Origin of the sequence: Candidatus Spongiisocius sp., assembly GCF_965221825.1 — a bacterium.
Taxonomy (GTDB): domain Bacteria; phylum Actinomycetota; class Acidimicrobiia; order Spongiisociales; family Spongiisociaceae; genus Spongiisocius.
Genome location: NZ_OZ244917.1, coordinates 2,959,650 through 2,981,444, shown reverse-complemented (window position 1 = coordinate 2,981,444; position 21,795 = coordinate 2,959,650). Strand labels below are relative to the sequence as shown.

The window sequence follows — 21,795 nt, the reverse complement described above, 5'->3', positions numbered from 1 at the left end:
GCCGCTGGTTAGTGACGGAGGGCCCAGCTATTGCCGAACGGTCTTCGCTACAGAGCCGAGCCAGATGTTCTTGCCCGCGGTCGCGAGGTTGGTCTTGGGGGTCTGGTAGGTAGGCATGAGGCGGTCGACGGTGGACCAGAACTTGGGGGTGTGGTTGAGTTCGTGGAGGTGGGCTAGTTCGTGGACTAGGACGTAGTCGATGAGGGTTGGGGGGAGTTGGAGGGTGGCCCAGTGGACGTTGATGCGCTGGGGGCCGTCGGTGGGGCGGGCTGAGCCCCATCGGAAGCCTAGGTCGCGGACCTGTACCTCGACGGTCTGTTCTCCGAGGCGGGCGGCCCAGGGGCGGATGCGCCTTCGGAGCCACTTGCCGCCGACCTCCGTGTACCAGCTACGCATGGCGGCGGCGCCTTGGTCGACCTCTGACCGAGGAAGGTGGAAGCGGCCTCGGTCGAGGCGGACTCCGGTGCCCTCGGGCGTGAGGGTGAGCCGGTAGCTTCGGCCCAGGTAGGCGAATCCTTCGCCCTCTACGAAGCGCTTCACTACCGGGGGGCCGCACAGAGCGTCCTTCTCGGCAAGCTTTCGGTACACCCATTGGCGCTTATCGGTCACGAAGCGGGTGGCTCGGTCGATGGTCACCGCGGGGGGCGCCTTGAGTACCAGGGAGGCGTCGCGCTCGACGACGATCTCGATCGTCTTCCGATCGCGGGGCGGCGCGACTTCCAGCACCAGGTCGCCCACCACGAGCGATGGCAGGTCGTGGAGAAGGGCGGCGGTGGCGGTCATGTCAGGCGGTGCTGGTTGGCCTTGGCCAGTGCCACGCATTCGACGGCCAGTTCGTCGAGGGCCTCGAACAGGAACAACTCGCTGTTGTCGAGCGTTCGCTTGATCTCCTTGCGCAGTTCGTCCTGCTTGTGGGCATTGTCCCAGAAGCCGACCGCCCCGATGATCTCTCGGACACGTGTGACCAGCCCTCGGGTGAGGGCGATCAGACGACCACTGGCATCCGGCGCGGAGCTGGCAACCTTCTCCGCCATCTGGTTGTGGAAGGGAAGTTCGGTACTCGGGTCGAGCCCGGTCCCCTCTTCGTCGGTGCGACCGTCATTGATCTCCTCGATCATCTCTTCGAACTCGATTGCGATCTGCTCCCACCGGTCTTCGAGGCGGTCGAGGATCTCGTCGATCCGCTCGGAGAGTCTCCGGTAATACACCGGGTCCTCATCGACATGGGATCGGATGTGGTGGCGCAAGGCGTGTTCCATCTCCGAAGCCTTGGCCCGGTCCGAGCTCGTCTCGTTGACATGCGCGTGGAATGCCGGATCGGTGATCCTCAGAGGCTTGATCTTCTGGCTGAGGTCGAGGACGGTGATGTGCTGGTCGATCAGGCGCCGGACCTTCTCCTGATACTTGTAGGGATCGAAGTCGCCGTCGGGTGCGTCGCGGTAGCGAATCCTCGTCCGGATCTGGATCTCGCCGAACAGGTTCACGTCCTCTACGAAAGGCAACACTTCGGGCCTGGGCAGGACGGTGTCGAAGGTGATAAGGAAGGTCCGCAGTGCCACGTCGAACTGGGCCCGGAGTCGCTCGTCAGCCAGGAGCTGGACGCAGGCTTCTATCACGTCGTGGCTCGGGACCGGATCGATACCGCGCTGGACGAAGATCTGCCTGACCCGTTGTCGTTGCGGCTCCAGCTTCTCGATCTCGGTGGTGAGCGGCCGCAGCGCCCCGTCCACATCAGGATCGACGATCTCGCCGTCGGCATTGGAGTAGGCGGCAAGGGCCTGGGTGAGTTGAGCCGACACGCCGTAGTAGTCGACCACCAACCCGTAAGACTTCTTCGGTGCGGTCCGGTTGACTCGGGCGACGGCCTGGAGCAACTCGGCCTCCTGGATCAGCCTGTCCAGGTAGAGGGCCTGAGCTTGTGGCGCGTCGAACCCGGTCAGCAGCATCGACTTGACGATCAGCAGCGCGAGCGGATCGTGCTTCTCGTCGGCGGGCCCCAACGGGCGTTGGAACCTGTCGATACGCACCTTTTGCTGGGACTTATCGGTCCACGGCAGGTAGTGCGGCGGGTCGTTGTGGTCTCCGGAGATGACCGGCGCGAACTCGAGGTCGCGGATGAGATCGATCTGGCTCGCGGCGGCGTGCATGAAGGACTCGTCGGGGTCGTACGATCCGCCAGAGCCGTTGGTCGGACGGGATCGGTACTGGTCGAGTTCGGCCACCAACTCATCGCGGGCCATGTTCAAGGCCTCGTAGTAACGCAGGCACGCTTCCCGGCTGGTCGCAACGATCATGCCCTTGAAACCGTCGGGCATCACCGTGCCGATGTAGTGACGCAAGATGTCCCTGGCCTTCGCAGCGATCAACTCCGGCGCTTCAAGCACTTTCGCGATCGTGGCGTACTTCCGCTGGAGGGTCTGTCGCTGATCGTCCGTGAGGTCGAAGAACCACCGGTAGAACAGTTCGTCCATCCTCGAAGCGCCCTTGACAGCCGCATCGGTAGTTCGACCCTCGTAGAAGATCGGCACCGTCGACCCATCTGCCTCTGACTCGGTGAGGGTGTACCGGTCCACGTAGCCACCGAAGATCTCCAAGGTCTTCTTCCGCTTGCCCATGATGATCGGCGTACCCGTGAACCCGATCCGAGCCGCATTGGGCAGAGCGCTCATCAGGTTGGCATGCAGAATCGACGCATGAGAGCGGTGCGCCTCATCGACCATCACCAGGATCGACTCCGACTCGTTCAACGTGGCAAACGTCTCCGCCTCGGTCAGACCGATGCTGCCACCGGGGGACGTATCCCGATACTTCTGGATCATCGCCATCACCACACCCGGACCGGGCTGTGCCAACAACTCTCGGACCTCGTCTCCATCCTGAGCGACCTTTATGGTCTCCCCGACCAGTGCGGCCACGCCGGCGAGTTGTCGCTGGAGATTGGTGCGGTCGGTGACCAAGACGATCTTGAACCTCCGCAGGTCCGGATGGCTCCGCATCGCCCGGATCAGGAACACCATGGTCAAGCTCTTACCCGACCCCTGGGTGTGCCAGATGATCCCGCCCCGGCGGTCTACCTCACCGTTCATCGCCTTGGTCTCGCCGGTGAGCAGCCGCTGCATCGCCTTGTGGGCACCCCGGTACTGCTGGTATCGCCCGACGATCTTCACAGTGCGACCGGAGCCGAGTTCCACGAACAGCGTGAAATGCCGGACGATGTCCAGCAGCCGCTCAGGCGCCAGCATCCCGGCCGTCAGCAACTCCTGCTGGGTAACCGCCTCGGCGGGCTTACCCAGGGATGCAGCCACCTCACCGATGGTGACCGGGTACGGGTCCTTCCAAGCCAGATAGTGCTCGGGCAAAGCCGAGAAGGTCGCCGCCTCGGCCCGTTCACCGGTAGTCGCGACAGTGAACTGGTTCGTCGAGAACAACTGCTCCGCGCCTTCAGGGACCCCGGTACCGCGCTGATTGGCATAGCGACGGAGCTGATCGATCGCATCCGTTATCCCACTGCCCTTGCCCGGCGGCTTCGCCTCGACCACCACCAACGGGATCCCGTTTACGAACAGCGTCACGTCCGGCCGGATGTTCGGCGCCTTCCCCGGCGCGGCCACAGGGAACTGCGAGATGGCCAGGAAGTCGTTATTCGACCAATCATCCCAATCGATGTAATCGATGGTCTGATCTCGACCACCATCCCACCCCTCAAGCCCCGAAACCGTTGTCCCACCCAGCAATAGATCGGTTGACAGTCTGTTCGCCTCGAACAACTTGGCCCCCGCAGGCATCGACCCCAACTCGGCGACCGCCACCTTGATCCGAGTCTCGTCGAGCCACTGCTCGCCGGTCGGGCCAAGGTTGATCCTCATGAGCGCCGAACGGATCCTCTGCTCAAGAAGCACATCACGATCCGATGACCGGTCGACATTGTCCGACGGTTGTCGCTCCGGCCAGTGCAGCGTCTTCCAACCAAGCGAACCAAGATACTCCAGCAGCGGCCTTTCGACCAGTTCCCATTCCGGACCGAGACTCACGCCGCCACCGTCCGAACACGGCCCGACAGAAGATCCGCCGCTAGTCCACTGCGTGTCTCCCGTAGCTTCTGCAGTTGCTGACGCTCGACCTCGACCGCTCGCAGCGCAGCGTTGAGGGTCCGAGCAATCGAACCCTGTGACCTGTGGTGATAGATCACGGGCCGACGAAGATAGTCCCTAACCTGAAGATTGATGATGCCTGTGGTCTGCTGCTGGCAAGACCAGATTGATGGTTTCCTGTACTCAAGATCAAGCATCCAGAATAAGTAGTCGGGACTAACTCCAGCCTTTGGCCGCAGAGCGCGAAAGAAGTTCGAGGTGAGGTACGGCATGTCGTCTGCGGGTTGCCTAAATCGCCTGACTCGACCTACGGGAACACCTGGCCCACCGCCGGCTGCCTCGACAAGTAAGTCACCATCCATGAGGCGCTTCTCAGCAACTTTGAGACCAGAGACGAAGCGACGTGCGCCAGTTGAGTAGTCAACCCCATAGTCGTCCAGATTCGTGGCCCTGAGGACTATCACCTCCCGGGACCCGACCGAGGGAATTGCTTCACCCCACTCTCCGGGCCAGTGACCCGAGACCAGATCACCGACCGTCGTCCGGGTAGCGCCATCATCCACCTCAAGCAGGCTCTCCTGAAGCCCTGCCAATATCACTCGTTGTTTGGCGATGACGCGTTCGGTGGTTTGGATGGTTTCGTCGATCGTGTCGAGGATCTCTGCGATCCGCCGCTGCTCCTCCAACGGCGGGATGGGGATCTGAAACCGTCGAATAATCGTCCCTGAAATATTCGGCTGAGTGGTCTGTGCCGCAAGTCGTTCGAGACCACCACGCCGGAACGAGAGCGCGAGAGCGAGGTAGTCGGGGTCACATCGGAACGGTGGAACCAGGGCTGCGATCGCTTGATTGGTTGCCATCGGTGAGCGTAATGTCTTCGTCACTCCCATCGTTCCATACATGGTCACCAGCACGGTCCCAGCGGGAAATACCTTCGCCGCACTTTCCTCAAGGGCGAGGCGGGTGATCGACTGTTCGGCCTTATGCACAAACCGACCACGAGACTTGGTGATGTCGTCTATCTTGAGAAAAGGTATGCCCGACTCCGTGTAGTAACGAGGGTCTTGGGCTCTGGGTGTACCGCCGCTGGACACTTGTGAGACCAATTCTTCGATCGGCCGAGACTCCCACTCAGCCATATCCCAACTCCTTGAGGTGCTGGTTGAGGCGCGAGGCGGCGGAGTCTCGTTGGGATTCGAGCTCGTGGAGGTTGGTGCCGTACTTATTGGCGAGGTTGTCGTACCACGCGAGGGTGCTGCGTTCAATGGTGGCGATGTGGTCGGCTACGAGCTTGTCGATCCGGCTGCGGAGCACATTGATGGCTTGGTCGCGAGCGTCAACGGGTGGCGTGGAGTCGAGGGTCTGGCGGGCTGCGGCAAGCAGTGACGCGTCGATAGTCTTGAGGTTCCTCTTTGCTTTCGAGCGGGCCAACTTCAGCTTCCTGATCTCTGCCAGGCTGAGCGCGCCGTCATGGGAGGCCTTGATCTCGGCGTCTACTCGGGCGTGCTCATCAGCGAGGTCGGTCCGTACGGTCAGTAGGGGTCCGGCGAGGAGCTTGATGACGGTCTGGTCGGCCAGGTTGGGGGCGTTCTTGTCGTCTTTGCTGGCTTCGGTGGTGGTGAGCCAAGCGTCGATGACCGCTTTCCAGCCTCGGCTGGCGGCGGTTTGAAGCTCGTGGAAGGTGTCTTCCCACCAGGTGGCGGCCAGGCCCGCGGCTGCGAAGCGATCGACACCAGCAGCAACCATACGAGCCGTGAAGTCCGCCACGAGTTGCTGACGAAGGCCGACGCGCAGGCCGAGCTCGGGCAGTTGGCGGAGCATGGGTTCGACTGTTCCGGTCCACCATTTGGGCCAGGGACTGGCGGCTGCCCGCTGAGCTACAGCATGGCTGATGGCCCGGTGAGCAACCTCACGTCCGTCGGCGGACGTCGGAGTGTGCCGCCAGTCGGCGTAGCCATCACGTCGGTCGGCGAACAGGGCGTCGGCAGCAAGTCCCACTGCTTCCAGTAGGTCTTTAGCGTCGCCGATCTCCGCAATCGGTACGCCGCCGTGGAGGTGGGCGCGGACGTCGTGGGGTTCAGGCGGTGGGGCATTGTCGGCGTAGCGGCGGATATTGCAGTTGAAGTCATTGTCGGCCAGTTCGTTGAGGGTGACGACCTTGGCGAAGCCGTCGACATCGGTGAAGTTCCGGTAGGTGGCAGTGATCTTCTCCTCGTCGCGAGGGCGTAGGTGGTTCTGGGCGCGGCCCTCGCCGTATTCCCGGTCGGCGTTGATGAACAGCACCTTCCCTCGCCGTTCCGGAGGTTTGGAGCCCTTGGCTCGCAGGATCAGGATGGCAGCGGGGATGCCAGTGCCGTAGAACAGGTTCGGCCCGAGACCGATGACGGTGTCAAGTAGGTCGTCTTCGATGATCCTTTGGCGGATGGTCCCCTCCACACCGCTCCGGAACAGCACACCGTGCGGCATGACTGTGGCGACTGTGCCGTCCTTCTTGAGGACGGCCAGCATGTGCTGGAGGAACATGAGGTCGGCCTTCTTACCGCCCTCGGGCGTGTACCCGTAGCGGAACCGCTCGGTGTGGATGAGCGAGGCCTTGTCGTAGTTCTGGCTGAAGGGCGGGTTGGTGATCACCCGGTCGAACCGCTCCAGCTCGCCGCCACTTGTGTGTTCGGGTTTGGTAAGCGTGTCGTTGTTGAGGAGGTCGGCGTCGCGGATGCCATGGAGCAGCATGTTCATCTTTGAGATCGACCACGTGGTGCCGTTGTTCTCCTGTCCCGCTAAGACAAGGTTGGTGGGATCACCACCGTTGTCTGCCACATGGTTGCGGGCGTAGATCAGCATGCCACCCGAGCCCGAGCACGGGTCGTAGATAGCCATGCCTTCCTTAGGGTCGACGAGGCGCACCATCAGCTTGACAACGGGGCGGGGTGTGTAGAACTCGCCGCCCTTCTTGCCGGCCGAGTCGGCGAAGTCGCGGATCAGGTACTCGTATGCAGCGCCGAGCAAGTCGGGGAACTCGAAGTCCTCGTTGCGGAGCCGGTACTTCGAGAAGTGCTGGATCAGGTCCCGCCACTTCTTGTCCGTGACAGTTGTCCTGCCAACCCTCCGGTTGAAGTCGATGTGCTGCAGCACTCCCTCCAGCGACGGATTGCTCTCTTCCAGCCCGGCGAGAGCCCTGTTGAGACCATCCCCCACCTGGTAGTGGAGCTCGTCGCGGATGTACCACCACCGGGCCTCGGACGGCACGAAGAAGGCGTCCTTGTAGAAGTCCGGATCGTCAGCGCGCTGCTCCGCTTGCTCCCGAGAACGACCGCGAGCGAGCTGGTCCTGTATGACCTGATCGTGCTCCTGTTCGAAGACATCGCTAGCCCTCTTGAGGAACAACGCCCCGAAGATGTACTCCTTGAACTCCGACGCGTCCATCTTGCCCCGCAGGATGTCGGCAGCGGCGAAGAGATGCCGCTCGAGCTGGGGAAGCGTAAGCACGGAGACAACAATAGAACGTCTGCACGGCAGTTCTGCCCATCTGCGCGAACTGCTAGATACGCGACGTGGCCTCTCGATCCGGTCCGCCCTCTGCGTGTTAGTTATCCATCATCTATTTCACTAGTTATATTCGTCTCGTCTAAGTTGTTAATATCCGCATATTGACCATATTGAACCAGTCTGACAACAAATCACCATCAACCTCGACCCCTGTGGGTCCGGCGCTCGCTGGCCGGCAAGTGTTGGGGAGCGGTCATTGTTGCCAAACCTCACCGAGTACGATCCTCTCCGGGCATTCCGAACAGCAGAATGCCGTGCCGCCGAGGGTATATAGACCAACGTCGCGGGCGTATCGCCAACGAGATTAGGAGGGAAGCGGGAGGTGAGCGCCTCATGGGATTGGCCCGGATCGCGCTGGTGGCGTGTCGATCTACATTGCCACTCGCCGGCGTCCCATGACTCAGGAGCCGATGACGCTACGTCTTCCCCTGACTGGATCGGGTGGGTGGAAGCCGCCCGAGATGCGGGTCTCCATGCTGTTGCGGTGACCGACCACAATACCGCAACCGGAATCGAACCCTTGCAACGGGTAGCAGCACAGGTGGAGAACGCCCCGGTCCTATTCCCCGGCGTGGAACTCACCACTGGAGACGGCTGCCATTTGTTGCTTCTGATGGACCCGGCGCGCGAAGGACGGCACATCGAGGATCTACTCTCCAGGTTGGAGGTGCCAATAGACGGCCGGGGCGATCCGGAGAGTGGCTCGTCGCTCAGCGTCCAGCAGGTCTTGAACCGCTGTGACAACGGCGTGATAGTGCTGGCAGCGCATGCGAACGGACCGCGTGGCTTGCTGACGAGACACACCGGGCTGCCAAGAATCAAGGCGCTTCAAGACCGTCGGCTGGCCGCGGTGGAAGTAGACCCTGCCAGGGAAATCGACCGCAAATGGATTGACGGCAGCCTTCCCGAGATCGGACGCCAGGTATCGGAAGTGCATTCGTCGGATAGCCACCGCGCCGCGGACCTGGGTCGCCGCTTCACCTGGGTGAAGATGACCCGCCCGGATCTGGATGGTCTCCGGTTGGCTCTGCTGGACGGAACCGGGTCCCTGCTGACCACCACCGGAGATGACGCGCGCGATCCCAACGAGCAGCAGGCCGCCATGGCTATAGAGAGCGTCACGGTCGATGCCGCCAGGCACATGGGTCGTCCATCGCCGGTTCAGATCGACTTGAGTCCGTGGCTCAACGTACTCATTGGAGGGCGCGGCACCGGCAAGTCGACGCTGGTGGACTTCTGCCGGAAGACGCTGCGGAGAGACTCCGAACTCGACAGCGTGGAGCGCACTGAGGACCGTGGCTTGCGTAGCGTGTTCGACCGTCGCATGCGGGTGCCCTCACGGCGCGATCTGGAAGGCCTGCTAACCCGGGACACGAAGATCGAGATTGTGTACCGAAAGGACGGCGCCCGGTTCACCCTTTCCTGGAATAACGATGGATCGGCGCAACCAATCTCCGTGATCGAGGGTGACGCCCGGCGACCAGAAGAGGGCGATATCCGGGAGCTCTTTCCAGCACGCATCTACAGTCAGAAACAGCTGTTCGCGATAGCTCAGAATCCTAAGGCGCTCCTGAGCGTCATCGACGACAGCCCCGACGTGAACGGCGCCGATCTCGGGCGACGCATGAGTCAGCTGAGGGACCGGTACCTCGCCCTCCGCGCGGGAGCGCGGGCGGAAGCACGAAAAGCTCGCGAGCGGCCCAACCGCACCGCGGCACTCGCCGACGTACGGCGCAAGCTCAAGGTCCTCGAGGAGGGCGGGCAGGCGCAGGTACTCAACGAGTACCGGCGCCGACGCCGCTCCCACGGGACCTGGGACGCCATCCTCGAGTCATCCGAATCCAAACTGGATGCCGTGAGTGACAGCGTCGAGGAAGTGTTGGTTCCCGACCTAGACATCATGGAGGACCGCGACCACGACGATCAGGAATTGAGACACCTGCACGTCTCGCTGGTTCAGACTGTAGAGGGGGCGCGATCCGACTTGACCACGGTTGTCAGGAAGGCTCGGCAGGACATCGACACCATCCGATCAGGGCCGGACGCCACGCAATGGCGGCAACGTCTGGATGCCAGCTATCGGGAATTCGAGAGGGTCAAAGCTGAACTTGAGGCCGAGGGAATCTCGGATCCGAACGACTACTCGCAACTGCTCCTGCATGAGAGTCGTCTCCGTGATGAGATCAACGGCTTGGTCGAGGCAGAGGCTCGTGCCGAGGCACTCGACAAGGAGGCCGCGACAGTATTGGCCTCTTACCGAAAGCTACGGCAAGAACTGGGTGATAGGCGGTACCGATTCGCTCAGGACACTTCAACCGAGACGATCAGGGTCGAGGTACGACGATACGGTGACACAGAGAGCCTCATTGAGCATCTGGGGGATCAGCTAGGAACTGATGTCTTCGAAAAAGACCGTGGGGCCCTGGTCAGAATGATTAGACCCGAAGGCAGCAGGACATGGGACTGGCGACGCTTGGATGGCGTGGTCAAGCAGATGCGGGTTGTACTGGCCGGTGATCCTCCCTCTTGGAACATTCGGCACAAGCTACTCGTGAACAGGCTCCAGAATACAGAACCCGAGCGGTTGGATCGTATCGCTCTCTACGTCCCGGAAGATATGGTAACGGTCAGTTTCCGCGACAATGCGAGGGCTAGCTGGCGACCCTTGGAACAGGGGTCGCCCGGCCAACAGACCGCCGCTTTGCTGGCGTTCGTCCTGGGGTACGGAACCGAGCCGATCATCCTTGACCAGCCTGAGGACGACTTGGACAACACGCTGATCTACGACCTGCTGGTGACCAGCCTGCGCCAGACCAAGCAGTCACGCCAGATCATCATCGTCACCCACAATCCCAACATCGTCGTACATGGAGACGCCGAACTGGTCATATCGCTGGAGTCGGGCGGAGGCCAGAGCCATGTAACCTCGATCGGCGGCCTGCAGGAGAGCACGGTACGCGCCGAGGTCTGTCGGGTGATGGAAGGCGGCCAGGAGGCTTTCGAGAGCCGCTACCGGCGGATCATGCCGCCCTCGATGTGACCACATATGCCCGCCACTCCTGACCCGGCGAGGATGATCCGCTTGGGGAACGACTCGTCCCCGTACTCCACCCGCTCACCCCGGCGGTGATGGGCGGCCCCGGAAAGGCGTAACCCCGGCCGTTTGCCGAGGCAGGGACGGTTCCGGGGTCTTCGACGTCTAATGTACCGCCGCTGTGGGACAGATGTCAAGCGTCAATCACCAGATGGTCGCCAACCGCCTCACGCGGGATCGGCTCGCCTCGTACCTCCATGCGACCGGGGGCAGCCTAGGGTCTGCCATCGACCTGTACGATTGGAACACCCTGGCGGGCGGTGCCCTACACGAGGACCTCGGCCGTCTTGAGGTGCTCTTTCGCAATGCGATTGACGATGAGCTGGTAAGGCACGGCCGGACTCAAGGATGGCCAACGACCTGGTATCGGCGAACACAACTGTTCCCTGGTCAGCCGCCAGATCGAGCCAGAGCTGACATCAACAAGGCTCGCCAACGGGCGACCAGGAGAGGTAAATACCCCGAGGTGCGCGGCAAGGTGATCGCTGAACTCGGATTCGGGTCTGGCGATACCTTTGCGAACCGCCGTACCACACTTCGCTGTGGGTGCCCGCCCTCACCGCGGCGTTCGCGCTGCACCCATCAGCACCTAACACACGGCGGGTTCGGGCTGACGTAGCAGATCGAATGCAGCGTCTCCACTTCCTCCGGAACCGGATCGCACACCACGAACCCATCTACCGGCGCAACCTGGCCCGCGATTACCGCCAGTTGCTGGAAGTGGTCGGATGGATCTGCTCCGACAGTCGCTCCTGAGTCGCGGCGAGGAGCCGAACACCGGCTGTCCTTGCTGCCCGGCCCCGACCGTAAAGGCCGTCCCGAGTCAGCCCACCGTGGGTTTCAGTCCTCTTCGAGGGTTGCCTCGTCTACTAGCAGGCTGACGGCGTTGTTCAGGATCTGTAGGAAACCGCCGCCTACCGTTGCCCTGATCCGGTCCTCGCCGGCCTGGATGTTCACCGTTCCGGTGGCGAGAGCCGCCATCAGGGGCTCGTGGTTGGCGAGGATGCCGATCTCCCCGTCTACCGTCCTGGCGACCACGAACTCGGCCACGCCGGACCACAACACGGCCTCGGGTGAGACCACGTCGACCCTCATGGAGGTCGAGGCTACGACCATCTAGGCGGCTTCCTGCTGGATGGTGCGGGCCTTGCGCATGGCTTCCTCGGCGCCACCCACCATGTAGAAGGCCTGCTCGGGCAGATGATCCAGCTCGCCGGCCAGCAGCATCTTGAAGGAGTCGATGGTCTCCTGGAGTGACGTGTAGACACCGGGCTGTCCGGTGAACTGCTCGGCCACGAACATGGGCTGGGACAGGAACCGCTGGATACGGCGAGCCCGGGCCACGATCAGCTTGTCCTCTTCGGACAATTCGTCCACCCCGAGGATGGCGATGATGTCCTGGAGGTCCTTGTACCGCTGCAGCACCCGCTGCACGTCGGTGGCCACCCCGTAATGCTCCTCGCCCACGATCTGCGGATCCAGCGCCCGGCTGGTCGAGTCAAGCGGGTCCACCGCCGGGTAGATGCCCAGCGCCGTCAGCGGGCGGCTCAGCACGGTGGTGGCGTCGAGGTGGGCGAAGGCGGTGTGCGGGGCCGGGTCGGTGATGTCGTCCGCCGGAACGTAGATCGCCTGCATCGATGTGATCGATCGGCCCTTCAGCGAGGTGATGCGCTCCTGGAGGAAGCCCATCTCGCCCGCGAGGGTGGGCTGGTATCCCACCGCCGAGGGCATCCTGCCCAGCAGCGTCGAGACCTCCGAGCCTGCCTGAGTGAAGCGGAAGATGTTGTCGATGAACAGCAGCACGTCCTGGCGCTGCACGTCCCGGAAGTACTCGGCCATGGTCAGTGCCGACAGGCCCACCCGGAGCCGGACTCCCGGGGGCTCGTCCATCTGGCCGAAGACGAGGGCGGCCTGGTTGATCACTCCGGTCTCGGACATCTCCAGGAAGAGATCGTTCCCTTCGCGGGTGCGCTCCCCCACGCCGGCGAACACCGACACGCCGTCGTGCTGGGTGGCCACCCGGTTGATCATCTCCTGGATGAGCACCGTCTTGCCGACGCCGGCGCCGCCGAACAGCCCGATCTTGCCGCCCCGGAGGTAGGGGCAGATCAGGTCGAGCACCTTGATGCCGGTCTCGAACACGTCCTTGGTAGGTTCGACATCCTCGAAGGGCGGGGCGGGCCGGTGGATCGGCCAGCGCTCTCCCGAGAACTCGATGTCGGGGGCGTCCAGGGAGTCGCCCCACATGTTGAAGATGTGCCCGAGGGTCTGATCTCCGACCGGTACCGAGATCGGCGCTCCGGTGTTGCGGACCGGCGACCCCCTCACCAGGCCGTCGGTCGGCGCCATCGCCACCGCTCTCACCCGGTTGCGACCCAGGTGCTGCGCCACCTCGGCCACCACGGTCTTGTGCTCGCCCTCGACGTCGAACTCGATCTCGAGGGAGTGGAGGATTTCCGGGAGGCCTTCCCGCGGGAACTCCACGTCGACCACCGGGCCGGCCACCTTGGTGATCCGCCCTACGCTGACAGCTTCTGCCATGTTCTCTCCAGTTTCAACTCGCGGACATCGCTTGCGCGCCGCCCACGATCTCGGCTATTTCGGTAGTGATCTCGGCCTGCCGGGCCTGGTTGGCCGTTCTCGTCAAGACCTTGATGAGCTCCTCGGCGTTGTCCGTGGCCGCCTTCATCGCCCGCTGGCGGCTGGCGTGCTCCGAAGCCGAGCTCTCCAGCAGCTGTTCGTATATGGCCGACTCCACGTAGAGCGGTAGCAACCGCCCCAGGATGGCGGCCGGATCCGGCTCGTACTCGTAGGAGACCGCCGGCCCCGAGGCATCCGGTTGACCTTCTTCATCGGTGGGAGGGCTGACCGGTAACAGCTCGGCCCGGGTGGGAATGTACGACAGGGCTGAGCGATAGACGGTGTAGAAGATGTCCACGGCATCCACCGCCCCGGACCGGTAGTCCTGCGTCAGGACCTGGGCGATCTTGCGGGCATCGCTGTAGGTGGGCTGGTCCGTCACCGCCAGGAAGCTCTCGGCCATCTCGTAGCCGCGGAAGCTGAAGTAGGTCTGCGCCTTCTTCCCGACCGCGTACAGGCGGATCGCCACACCCTGATCCTGGAGATCCACCATGGACCGCTCGGCCATCCTCAGCACCGCGGAGTTGTAGGCGCCGGCCAGTCCACGATCCGAAGTGACCACCAGCACCCCCATCGTGGCCAGATCGCGGCGCTCGAGCAGGGGATCGCCCACATCGCCCGAGGCGCGGGCCACGTTCCGGATGACCTCGATCATCTTCTCCGCGTAGGGGCGAGCAGCCCGGACCCGCTGCCGTGCCTTCACGATGCGGGAAGCGGCGATCAACTCCATCGCCCGGGTGATCTTCTTGGTGGATTCGACGCTTCGAATCCGCCGGCGGATGGCTCGGAGCTCGGCGCTGGCCATTTCGGGGCGCTACTCCCCTCCCCCGAAGGAGTCCTTGAAGGCCGAGATGGCTTCTTCAAGCGCGCCGGCCTCGGGAAGCTTGCCGGTGCGCTTGATGGTGTCGAGCAGGTGGGAGTGCCGTACCCGGACGAACTCCCGTAGCTCTCGCTCGGCTCTCGAGATGTCCTCGCCGGGGATTTCGTCGAAGAGGCCCTGGGTCACCGCGTAGATGGCCAGCACCTGTTCCTCTACGGGAACGGGGGCGAACTGGGGCTGCTTGAGAACCTCCACCACCCGGCGACCCCGCTCCAGCTGGGCAAGCGACACGGCGTCGAGCTCGGATCCGAACTCGGCGAAGGCCTCCAACTCCCGGTACTGGGCCAGGTTGAGCCGCAGGGTTCCGGCGACCTTCTTCATGGCGCTGATCTGGGCGTTGCCGCCCACCCGTGACACCGAGATGCCGGCGTTCATGGCGGGACGGATACCCGCGAAGAACAGGTCCGTCTCCAGGAAGATCTGGCCGTCGGTGATCGAGATCACGTTGGTCGGGATGTAGGCCGACACGTCGTTGGCCTTGGTCTCGATCAGCGGCAGGCCGGTCAGGGATCCCCCGCCCATCTCATCCGACAGCTTGGCGCAGCGTTCCAGCAACCGGCTGTGCAGGTAGAAGACGTCGCCGGGGAAGGCTTCACGTCCCGGCGGGCGCCTCAGGAGGAGAGAGATCTCGCGGTAGGCCACCGCCTGCTTGGACAGATCGTCGAAGATGACCAGGGCATGCTGGCCGTTGTACATCCAGTGCTGGCCGATGGCAGAACCGGCGTAGGGCGCGTACATCTGGAGTGCCGGCGGCTCCGAAGCCGCTGCCGTCACCACCACGGTGTACTCCATGGCGCCGGCCTCCTCAAGGGCGGCAACCACTTCGGCGACCGTCGATGCCTTCTGGCCGATCGCCACGTAGATGCACTTCACCTCGTCCGGAGTGCCCTGGAACTGCTTCTGGTTGATGATCGTGTCGACCACGATGGCGGTCTTGCCGGTCTGCCGGTCGCCGATGATCAGCTGGCGCTGTCCACGCCCGATCGGCGTCATCGAGTCGATCGCCTTGATGCCGGTCTGGAGGGGCTCGGTGACGGGCTGGCGTTGCACGACCGACGGCGCCTGCGTCTCCAGCAGGCGGCGCTCGGTCCAGGGAATGTCCCCCTTGCCGTCCAGGGGCTCGCCCAACGGGCCGACCACCCGGCCCAGCAGCCCGTCGCCTACGGGAACGGAGAGGACGTGCCCGGTCTGGCGGACCGCATCGCCCTCCTCGATATGGGAGGCGTCGCCCATCAGCACCACGCCGAGGTCCTCCTCGTCGAGGTTGAGGGTCACGCCCAGCAGTCCTCCGGGGAACTCCATCAGCTCTGAAGCAGCCGCGTTGGGGAGCCCGGAGACCCGCGCCACGCCGTCGGCGACCGAGGTCACGTAACCGACGGTCTCCTGCTCGAGGCTGGGCGACCAGCTCTCCACATGCTCTCGGAGTGCGGCGGTTATGTCATCGGGACTAATGGTCAGTTGAGCCATCGATACTCCACTCCTGAATCTCGGTTGCCGTTGCGTAGGGGGGCGGGCCCGGTCATCCGGCCACCGCCTCACGCAGCCGTTGCAGGCGCGTGCGGACGGAGCCGTCGATCACGGTGTCGCCCACCTGGGCCACCAGACCACCGAGGATCGACTCGTCCACCACCACCCGAACCTCCACCTGGTTGCCGATCCGCTCGGCCAGGGCTCGGGCCAGACGGTCGACTGTCTCATCATCCAGCGGGACCGCGCTCCGCACCTCCGCGACGGCCCGATCGCGGGCCTCTGCCGAGCGGGCCGTTAGCTCGTCGGCTATCGCCATCAGGTCCTCGCCGCGACCCAGCCCCACCGCGAAGCTCACGAAGGAAACGGTCAGGCGGTGGGCGCGGGCAGCCAGGAGGTCATCGATCACCCCCTGCTTGCGTTCCATCGGCAGCCGAGGATCGCTGAGCGCCTCCCTCAGGTCCTCGGAACCCTCCAGCGCCCGGGCCACCAGGAACAGCTCGTTCTCGACCCGCTCGAGGACGCCCTCACCGCGCGCCAACTCGAAAATGGCGGCGGCGTAACCCTGAACACGTGCGTCGGCCATCAGGGGACTGCCCGTGGAACGGCGGCGTGCAGGTAGGTCACCTACTCGACTCCAACTCCTCGAGATAGTCCTCGACCAGGCCCATCTGGGCCTCCCGGTCGAGACTGCGGCCGACCACCTTCTCGGCCAGGTCGACCGACAAGCCGGCCACCGTGGTCCGCGCTTCCGCGAGGGCGCGAGCGGCCTCGGCGTCCGCCTCATCGCGAGCCCTGGCCACGATCTCGTCCGCCTCCTGCTGGGCCCGAGAGATCGTCTCGGCACGTACCGACTCGGCCGCCTGGCGGGCCTCGTCGACGATACGAACTCCTTCGTCCTTGGCGCCGGCCAGCTGCTCGCGGTACTGGGAGGCCAGCTGCTCGGCTTCCTCCCTGGTGCTCTCGGCCGCCTCGAGGCGGGATCGCTCCTCCTCCTGGCGTCGAGCCAGGGTGGCGCTCATCGTGGGCACGACCCATCGCCACACGAAGAAGAAGATGATTGCGAAGGCGATGACACCCGCTATCAACTCCGACATCTCGGGCCGCAGCAGGTCGATCCCGCTGCTTCCCGACTCTTCGGCGGCCAACACCAGGGGCGCCGCCGCCATGTATCGCCTGTTCGAGGTCGCCATCAGCCGATGAAGAACAACACGAAGCCGATCAGGGCCAGAGCCTCGGTGAAGGCGATGCCCAAGAACATGGTCGTGCGGACCGTCCCCTCCATCTCCGGCTGCCGGACCATCGCGGTGATGGCGTTGCCGACCACGAGGCCGATACCGATGCCGGGACCAATGGCCGCCAGGCCGTAGCCGACCAGGTTGAGGCTCCCGCTGATGTTGCCGGTGAGGCCGGCTTGGGCCAGCGAGAGGCCTCCCTGCGCTAGCGCAAGAACTGCGTCCATCCTTCGTTCTCCCTTTCTGGTTGTCTATGTCAGTCGCTTTTGTCAGGCCTTCCGGCCCGTATCGGTCAGTGGGCAGGCTCCAGCGAGGTCTGGATGTAGACCGCGGAGAGCAGGGTGAAGATGTAGGCCTGAAGCACCGCTACCACAAACTCGAAGACCCAGATGGCCAGCCCGAAGGCGAACCAGACGATTCCGAGACCCGCCTTGAGGCCGATGTCACCCACGCCGGCCACGAAGAGCAGGCCCGACACGAGCAGCAGGGTCAGCATGAGGTGCCCGGCCACCATGTTGGCGAACAGCCGCACCGCCAGGGTGACGGGACGCAGCACGAAGGTCGAGACCACCTCGATGAGCCCGACCAGCCAGCGCAGGGCGAGGGGGACCGACTTGGGCCAGAGGGCGTCGATGAAGTAGTGCTTGAAACCGTTCTTGGAGAAGCCCACGAACACGAAGATCACCCAGGTGAGGATGGCGAGGAAGCCGGAAAGGGCCATCCTGGAACTGATCGGGAAGTTCACCAGCGGAGTTACCTTGAAGAGGTTCCCCACCAGCAGAAAGAAGAAGACCGACAGTAGGTAGGGGAAGTAGCGCATCCCGTGCACCGGTCCGATCACGCCCTTGGCGATGTCGTCCCGGACGAATCCGACCAGGCTCTCTATCGACAGCTCGAACTTGGAGGGGACCAGTTGCCCGCGGCGCAGGCCGAAGTAGAGGAGCCCCAGGACGATGGCCATGGCGGCGAAGATCAGGAAGACGGTTCGGGTGAAGTGGAACCCGCCGATTGAGAACAGCGGCGTGGTGAACTCGAAGAGACTGTTGACGTCGGGGGGCGCGCATATCACCTCGGCCTCGAGGTCACAGTCGATCGCCAGAACCATCACATCACCCATGCGACCGGTCACTCCTTCCGCTTGCCGTCCCGGCCTTCCACTCTTCGCCGGATCTCCTGGTTCGCCGGCTGCCGCGCGCTCCCGCCTCCCACAAAAGCAACACCATGTAGGTCGCGATCACGGTCAGCCCGAGCGCCGGACGATCCACATCGAAGAGGGCCGCCACCGCCAGCATCGTTGCGACTATAAGGCCGAGCCGCGCCACGAACCCGAAGAGGGCACCGGCATGATAGGCCCCGAGCGACACCCTAGCCAACCAGGACATCAGAGCCCCGGACAGCAGGTAGTAGCCGACCACCAGGACGACCCCGATGGCGGCGGCTACGGCGCCGTCAACACCCCTGATGAGGCCGGCCACCACCACTGCGAGCGGACCGACCAGCACGGCGCGGCGCAGGAGCGAACGCACCAGGTTGAGCTCGACGGGCGGGCGGCCCGCCAGATAGTCCTCCACCTCGCGGCGGGTCAGACCGCCGGCAGCGTGCGCGGGAGGGGTTTCAGCGGCCGGCAACGGGCTGCTTCCCGGTGGGGATCCTGGCGACCATCCACATGCGATAGAACCCGTTGACGGATCCCAGGACTATGCCGGCCACGATGAGCCAAGGTTCGGTGTCCAGCCATCGATCGGCCAACCAGCCCAGCAGGGTGCCGGCCATTATCGAGCCGAAGAAGGAACTACCCGCAACCCAGCCGTCGGAGACCGCGGCCGTCACCCCGGTATGTGCGGTTCGGAGGGCGGAACCCGCAGGTGATCCGTGATTTTCCGCATGGGAGTGGTGCTGGCCGACGGGCTCGGGCATCAGCCCGGATGGTAGCAAGCTTGTGATCAGCTTCACAATCAGCAGGCGCGGATCAACCGGGCCGGGTCGCCGGTCGCGAAGAGCCGCTAGACGTAGTGCGGATGGGCGGATTCAGCGCCACGTCGAAGGCTTGGCAGCAGCCTTGGTGAGTCGGCGCGCCCGACCTGCTAAGCGAGGTCGCCCTGCCAGAGGCGACGGGCAAAGTCCGCCGCCGGGATGAGATCGATGCCATCGTCAGTACGGCGCGCCCGAGGTTCGAGGCAGACCAGGAACCTGCGGACACCGGGGTGTTCCTCGGCCAACACGCGCAGGCTCTTGAGGTGGCGGCCGCTGATGCGGGCGCTCGCCTTCGCCTCGATTGCCAGCCGCATGTCGCCGATCACGAAGTCGACCTCAATGCCGCTGGGGAGCCTCCAGTAAGCCAGTTCCTCGTCGAGATCGCGGTAGGAGATGAAGGCGGAGAGTTCGTGGAAGACCCAGTTCTCGAACGCCTTGCCGTACCGGTCCGTGCCCCGTTCGAGTTCGCCCCGGCGGGCTAGTCGGTTCACAACGCCGACGTCCTCGAAGTAGAGCTTCGGCGCCCCGGCGAGGCGGCGCTTCACCCGCCTCCGCCAGCGCGGTAGCCACCGCGCAAGCAACGTGTCCTCCAGGATTCCGAAATACGCCTTGGCCGTGGGCGCCGACACACCGCAGTCGCGGGCGATGTTCGCGTAGGTGACGGGGTCACCGTCGCTAAGCGCAGCGGCGTCCAGGAAGTCCGAGAACGCGGGCAGGTTCCGGACCAGTCCCTCGGCTGCGACCTCCTCGCGAAGGTAATCGCCGATGTAGGCGTCGAGTAGGCGCCGGGGCCGGGCGGACACGTACATTCGGGGCAGATAGCCGTGATTAAGCACCCGGTCGAGGTCGAAAGCCTCCCCGAACTCCGCTGCGATGAGGCCCCGCAGGTCGTAACGCAGGGCGCGCCCGCCGAGCAGGTTCGCAGCGCCTCGACGCACCTTGCGCGCGCTGGACCCGCACAGCGCGAATGACAGCCCACGGTTCTCGATCAGCCAATGGACCTCGTCGAGCAGGGCGGGCACTTTCTGGACCTCGTCTATGACTACTTGCCGGGAAGGATCCGGCCCTGCTGCCTCGAGCTCCTGCCGGAGCAACTCGGGACGAGCCGCGTACCGTCTGTACTCGTCGGCCTTGAGTAGATCGACCCACACCCCGTCGGGATACCGCTGCCTGAGCAGCGTGCTCTTGCCCACTTGTCGCGGCCCCCAAAGAAAGAAAGTCTCCGTACCGGGCGGCGGCAGCAGCAATGACCGTCTAAACATGCCCTTTAGTTTATCATGATAATCTAAAGTTGCACTTTTAGAAACCAGGATTAAGCCGCCGTCTGCGGCCGCGATTCTCTGGACGGCTAGGGCGTGTCCACGCTATGCGCGTTCTCGTTTGTTATCGCGGGTCCCGTGGTCGGTCTGTGGCGCGGCGGTGGGATATGGCGCCGCCAGCGGCGTCTATGGCAAGGACTGCTGACGAAGGCGTACCCGCAGGGTACGTTGAGGAGGCAGGACGCAGCCAGAGGCGTCGGTGGCGGTCCAGATCACGCCGACCGCAACATAGACCGACCACGATCAACTAGACGTGGCCGGGGAAGTCGGGGGGATAGGGCGGGAAGGCCGCGGCCAGTTCCGCCGCGTCATTCCGGACCTCCCTGACGATCGCCTCGTCCGTCCGATGCCGGAGAGCGCGGTCGATCAGGTCGGCGATCCGGGCCGCCTCGGCTTCCTTCATCCCGCAGGTCGTGATGCCCGGAGTACCTATGCGCAGACCGCTGGTGATGAAGGGCGGCCTCGGATCGAACGGGATGCCGTTCCGGTTGAGGGTGATCCCGATCGAATCGAGCAGCGTCGACGCCTCCTTGCCGGTCAGGTCCTCGTCGATGGATCGCATGTCGAGCAGCAGCAGATGGTTGTCGGTGCCCCCCGAGACCACCCGTACTCCCCGCTCGGTGAACCCTCCGGCCATGGCCGAGGCGTTGGCCACGATCTGGTGCGCGTAGGCCCGATAGGCCTCCGTCAAAGCCTCCCCGAAACAGACCGCCTTACCCGCGATCTGGCTGATGATCGGCCCGCCCTGCATGTCGGGGAAGACCCCCTTGTTGAGGCCGGCCCCGTACTGCTCCTTGGCCATGATGATGCCGCCCCTAGGTCCCCGGAGCGCCTTGTGGGTGGTGGCGGTCACCATGTCGGCGATCGGCACGGGATTGGGTGACGCCCCGCCCGCCACCAGGCCGATGAAGTGGGCCGCGTCCACCATCAGCAGCGCCCCGATCTCGTCGGCTATGGACCGGAAGGCGTCGTAGTCGAGGTGGCGGGAGTAGGCGGAGTAGCCGGCGAGGACGATCTTGGGACGGTGTTCGAGCGCCTTGGCCCTTACCTCGTCCATGTCGATCCGCTCGGTCCGGCGATCGACCCCGTAGGCCACAAACCGGTAGAGGCGGCCGGAGAAGTTCACCGGCGAGCCGTGGGTCAGGTGGCCGCCCTCGGCCAGGCTGAGGCCCAGCACCGTGTCACCCGGTTCGAGATGAGCGAAGTAGACCCCCATGTTGGCCTGGGCGCCGGAGTGGGGTTGCACGTTGACGTACTCCGCTCCGAACAGCGCCCTGGCCCGCTCGATGGCCAGGGTCTCAAGGCGATCCACCCATTCGCAACCCTCGTAGTAGCGCCGCCCCGGGTAGCCCTCGGCATACTTGTTGGTGTAGATCGACCCGCACGCCTCCATGACGGCGGGCGACGCGAAGTTCTCCGACGCGATCAGGTGGATGTGGGTGTTCTGGCGGGCCACATCCCGGCGGATGAGCTCTGCTACCTCGGAGTCGACCTGTTCGATCGGTCGCATGTCGGTGATGCCGTCACCTCCGCTCTGGACGTTTCCCCA

18 protein-coding genes are annotated in these 21,795 nt (G+C 64.2%); 2 read left to right on the top strand and 16 right to left on the bottom strand.

The annotated features are described in order from the left end of the window. Positions 1-27: 27 nt before the first annotated feature. The 4 genes from ACOQPD_RS13790 to ACOQPD_RS13775 are packed head-to-tail and all read right to left on the bottom strand — an operon-like array spanning position 28 to position 7,577. Positions 28-783: a M48 family metallopeptidase gene (locus ACOQPD_RS13790; protein WP_420612534.1), complete on the bottom strand. Its 756-nt coding sequence runs from the start codon at positions 781-783 to the stop codon at positions 28-30. Continuing rightward, positions 780-4,031 (bottom strand): type I restriction endonuclease subunit R, encoded by a 3,252-nt coding sequence (locus ACOQPD_RS13785; RefSeq protein WP_420612533.1) that lies wholly within the window; start codon positions 4,029-4,031, stop codon positions 780-782. The genes ACOQPD_RS13790 and ACOQPD_RS13785 overlap by 4 nt, the downstream gene beginning before the upstream one ends. Further along, a complete protein-coding gene (locus ACOQPD_RS13780; RefSeq protein WP_420612532.1) occupies positions 4,028-5,230 on the bottom strand; it encodes a restriction endonuclease subunit S in 1,203 nt (400 codons plus the stop codon). Before ACOQPD_RS13780 ends, ACOQPD_RS13785 begins: the two co-directional genes overlap by 4 nt. Beyond that, positions 5,223-7,577, bottom strand: a complete 2,355-nt coding sequence (locus ACOQPD_RS13775) for an N-6 DNA methylase (protein ID WP_420612531.1) — start codon at positions 7,575-7,577, stop codon at positions 5,223-5,225. The genes ACOQPD_RS13780 and ACOQPD_RS13775 overlap by 8 nt, the downstream gene beginning before the upstream one ends. 382 nt (positions 7,578-7,959) lie before the next feature. Here ACOQPD_RS13775 and ACOQPD_RS13770 point away from each other — a divergent pair, with 382 nt between their 5' ends. Both ACOQPD_RS13770 and ACOQPD_RS13765 read left to right on the top strand, forming a co-directional pair. After that, complete coding sequence (locus tag ACOQPD_RS13770; protein ID WP_420612530.1) at positions 7,960-10,677, top strand: TrlF family AAA-like ATPase; 2,718 nt, start codon at positions 7,960-7,962, stop codon at positions 10,675-10,677. 681 nt (positions 10,678-11,358) lie between these two features. Then, a complete protein-coding gene (locus ACOQPD_RS13765) occupies positions 11,359-11,487 on the top strand; it encodes a hypothetical protein (protein ID WP_420612529.1) in 129 nt (42 codons plus the stop codon). Positions 11,488-11,571: 84 nt separating this feature from the next. On the opposite strand, the gene ACOQPD_RS13760 is transcribed toward ACOQPD_RS13765, so the two are convergent. The 12 genes from ACOQPD_RS13760 to glyA form a co-directional block, all read right to left on the bottom strand. Further along, positions 11,572-11,847: a F0F1 ATP synthase subunit epsilon gene (locus tag ACOQPD_RS13760; RefSeq protein WP_420612528.1), complete on the bottom strand. Its 276-nt coding sequence runs from the start codon at positions 11,845-11,847 to the stop codon at positions 11,572-11,574. Further along, positions 11,848-13,272: a F0F1 ATP synthase subunit beta gene (atpD, locus tag ACOQPD_RS13755; RefSeq protein WP_420612527.1), complete on the bottom strand. Its 1,425-nt coding sequence runs from the start codon at positions 13,270-13,272 to the stop codon at positions 11,848-11,850. A 13-nt stretch (positions 13,273-13,285) separates the two neighbouring features. Beyond that, the gene (locus ACOQPD_RS13750; protein WP_420612526.1) at positions 13,286-14,176 is read right to left on the bottom strand and encodes a F0F1 ATP synthase subunit gamma; all 891 of its coding nucleotides are present in this window, start codon (positions 14,174-14,176) and stop codon (positions 13,286-13,288) included. Positions 14,177-14,185: 9 nt separating this feature from the next. Further along, on the bottom strand, positions 14,186-15,718 hold the full coding sequence (gene atpA, locus ACOQPD_RS13745) for a F0F1 ATP synthase subunit alpha (protein WP_420612525.1): 1,533 nt from the start codon (positions 15,716-15,718) through the stop codon (positions 14,186-14,188). 52 nt (positions 15,719-15,770) lie between these two features. Further along, positions 15,771-16,304, bottom strand: a complete 534-nt coding sequence (atpH, locus tag ACOQPD_RS13740; RefSeq protein ID WP_420612524.1) for an ATP synthase F1 subunit delta — start codon at positions 16,302-16,304, stop codon at positions 15,771-15,773. A gap of 37 nt (positions 16,305-16,341) precedes the next feature. After that, positions 16,342-16,887: a F0F1 ATP synthase subunit B gene (gene atpF, locus ACOQPD_RS13735; RefSeq protein WP_420612523.1), complete on the bottom strand. Its 546-nt coding sequence runs from the start codon at positions 16,885-16,887 to the stop codon at positions 16,342-16,344. A gap of 23 nt (positions 16,888-16,910) precedes the next feature. Next, positions 16,911-17,180 carry an ATP synthase F0 subunit C gene (atpE, locus tag ACOQPD_RS13730; RefSeq protein WP_420612522.1) on the bottom strand — a complete coding sequence of 90 codons (270 nt, stop codon included), beginning with the start codon at positions 17,178-17,180 and terminating at the stop codon, positions 16,911-16,913. A 65-nt stretch (positions 17,181-17,245) separates the two neighbouring features. Beyond that, positions 17,246-18,070, bottom strand: coding sequence for a F0F1 ATP synthase subunit A (atpB, locus tag ACOQPD_RS13725; RefSeq protein WP_420612521.1), 825 nt, complete (start codon positions 18,068-18,070; stop codon positions 17,246-17,248). Beyond that, positions 18,063-18,581, bottom strand: coding sequence for a hypothetical protein (locus ACOQPD_RS13720; protein WP_420612520.1), 519 nt, complete (start codon positions 18,579-18,581; stop codon positions 18,063-18,065). The genes atpB and ACOQPD_RS13720 overlap by 8 nt, the downstream gene beginning before the upstream one ends. Further along, on the bottom strand, positions 18,568-18,870 hold the full coding sequence (locus tag ACOQPD_RS13715; protein ID WP_420612519.1) for an AtpZ/AtpI family protein: 303 nt from the start codon (positions 18,868-18,870) through the stop codon (positions 18,568-18,570). Before ACOQPD_RS13715 ends, ACOQPD_RS13720 begins: the two co-directional genes overlap by 14 nt. Before the next feature lie 167 nt (positions 18,871-19,037). Beyond that, on the bottom strand, positions 19,038-20,189 hold the full coding sequence (locus tag ACOQPD_RS13710) for an ATP-binding protein (protein ID WP_420612518.1): 1,152 nt from the start codon (positions 20,187-20,189) through the stop codon (positions 19,038-19,040). A 304-nt stretch (positions 20,190-20,493) separates the two neighbouring features. Beyond that, a complete protein-coding gene (gene glyA, locus ACOQPD_RS13705) occupies positions 20,494-21,756 on the bottom strand; it encodes a serine hydroxymethyltransferase (protein ID WP_420612517.1) in 1,263 nt (420 codons plus the stop codon). Positions 21,757-21,795: the final 39 nt, after the last annotated feature.

Bases quoted from the DNA above. Each gene is read 5' to 3' on its own strand.
- ACOQPD_RS13790 (WP_420612534.1), bottom strand. From the start codon at position 783: ATGACCGCCACCGCCGCCCTTCTCCACGACCTGCCATCGCTCGTGGTG.
- ACOQPD_RS13780 (WP_420612532.1), bottom strand. From the start codon at position 5,230: ATGGCTGAGTGGGAGTCTCGGCCGATCGAAGAATTGGTCTCACAAGTG.
- ACOQPD_RS13765 (WP_420612529.1), top strand. From the start codon at position 11,359: ATGCAGCGTCTCCACTTCCTCCGGAACCGGATCGCACACCACGAACCC.
- ACOQPD_RS13760 (WP_420612528.1), bottom strand. From the start codon at position 11,847: ATGGTCGTAGCCTCGACCTCCATGAGGGTCGACGTGGTCTCACCCGAG.
- atpD (WP_420612527.1), bottom strand. From the start codon at position 13,272: ATGGCAGAAGCTGTCAGCGTAGGGCGGATCACCAAGGTGGCCGGCCCG.
- ACOQPD_RS13750 (WP_420612526.1), bottom strand. From the start codon at position 14,176: ATGGCCAGCGCCGAGCTCCGAGCCATCCGCCGGCGGATTCGAAGCGTC.
- atpA (WP_420612525.1), bottom strand. From the start codon at position 15,718: ATGGCTCAACTGACCATTAGTCCCGATGACATAACCGCCGCACTCCGA.
- atpH (WP_420612524.1), bottom strand. From the start codon at position 16,304: ATGGCCGACGCACGTGTTCAGGGTTACGCCGCCGCCATTTTCGAGTTG.
- atpF (WP_420612523.1), bottom strand. From the start codon at position 16,887: ATGGCGGCGGCGCCCCTGGTGTTGGCCGCCGAAGAGTCGGGAAGCAGC.
- atpE (WP_420612522.1), bottom strand. From the start codon at position 17,180: ATGGACGCAGTTCTTGCGCTAGCGCAGGGAGGCCTCTCGCTGGCCCAA.
- atpB (WP_420612521.1), bottom strand. From the start codon at position 18,070: ATGGGTGATGTGATGGTTCTGGCGATCGACTGTGACCTCGAGGCCGAG.
- ACOQPD_RS13715 (WP_420612519.1), bottom strand. From the start codon at position 18,870: ATGCCCGAGCCCGTCGGCCAGCACCACTCCCATGCGGAAAATCACGGA.
- ACOQPD_RS13710 (WP_420612518.1), bottom strand. From the start codon at position 20,189: ATGTTTAGACGGTCATTGCTGCTGCCGCCGCCCGGTACGGAGACTTTC.
- glyA (WP_420612517.1), bottom strand. From the start codon at position 21,756: ATGCGACCGATCGAACAGGTCGACTCCGAGGTAGCAGAGCTCATCCGC.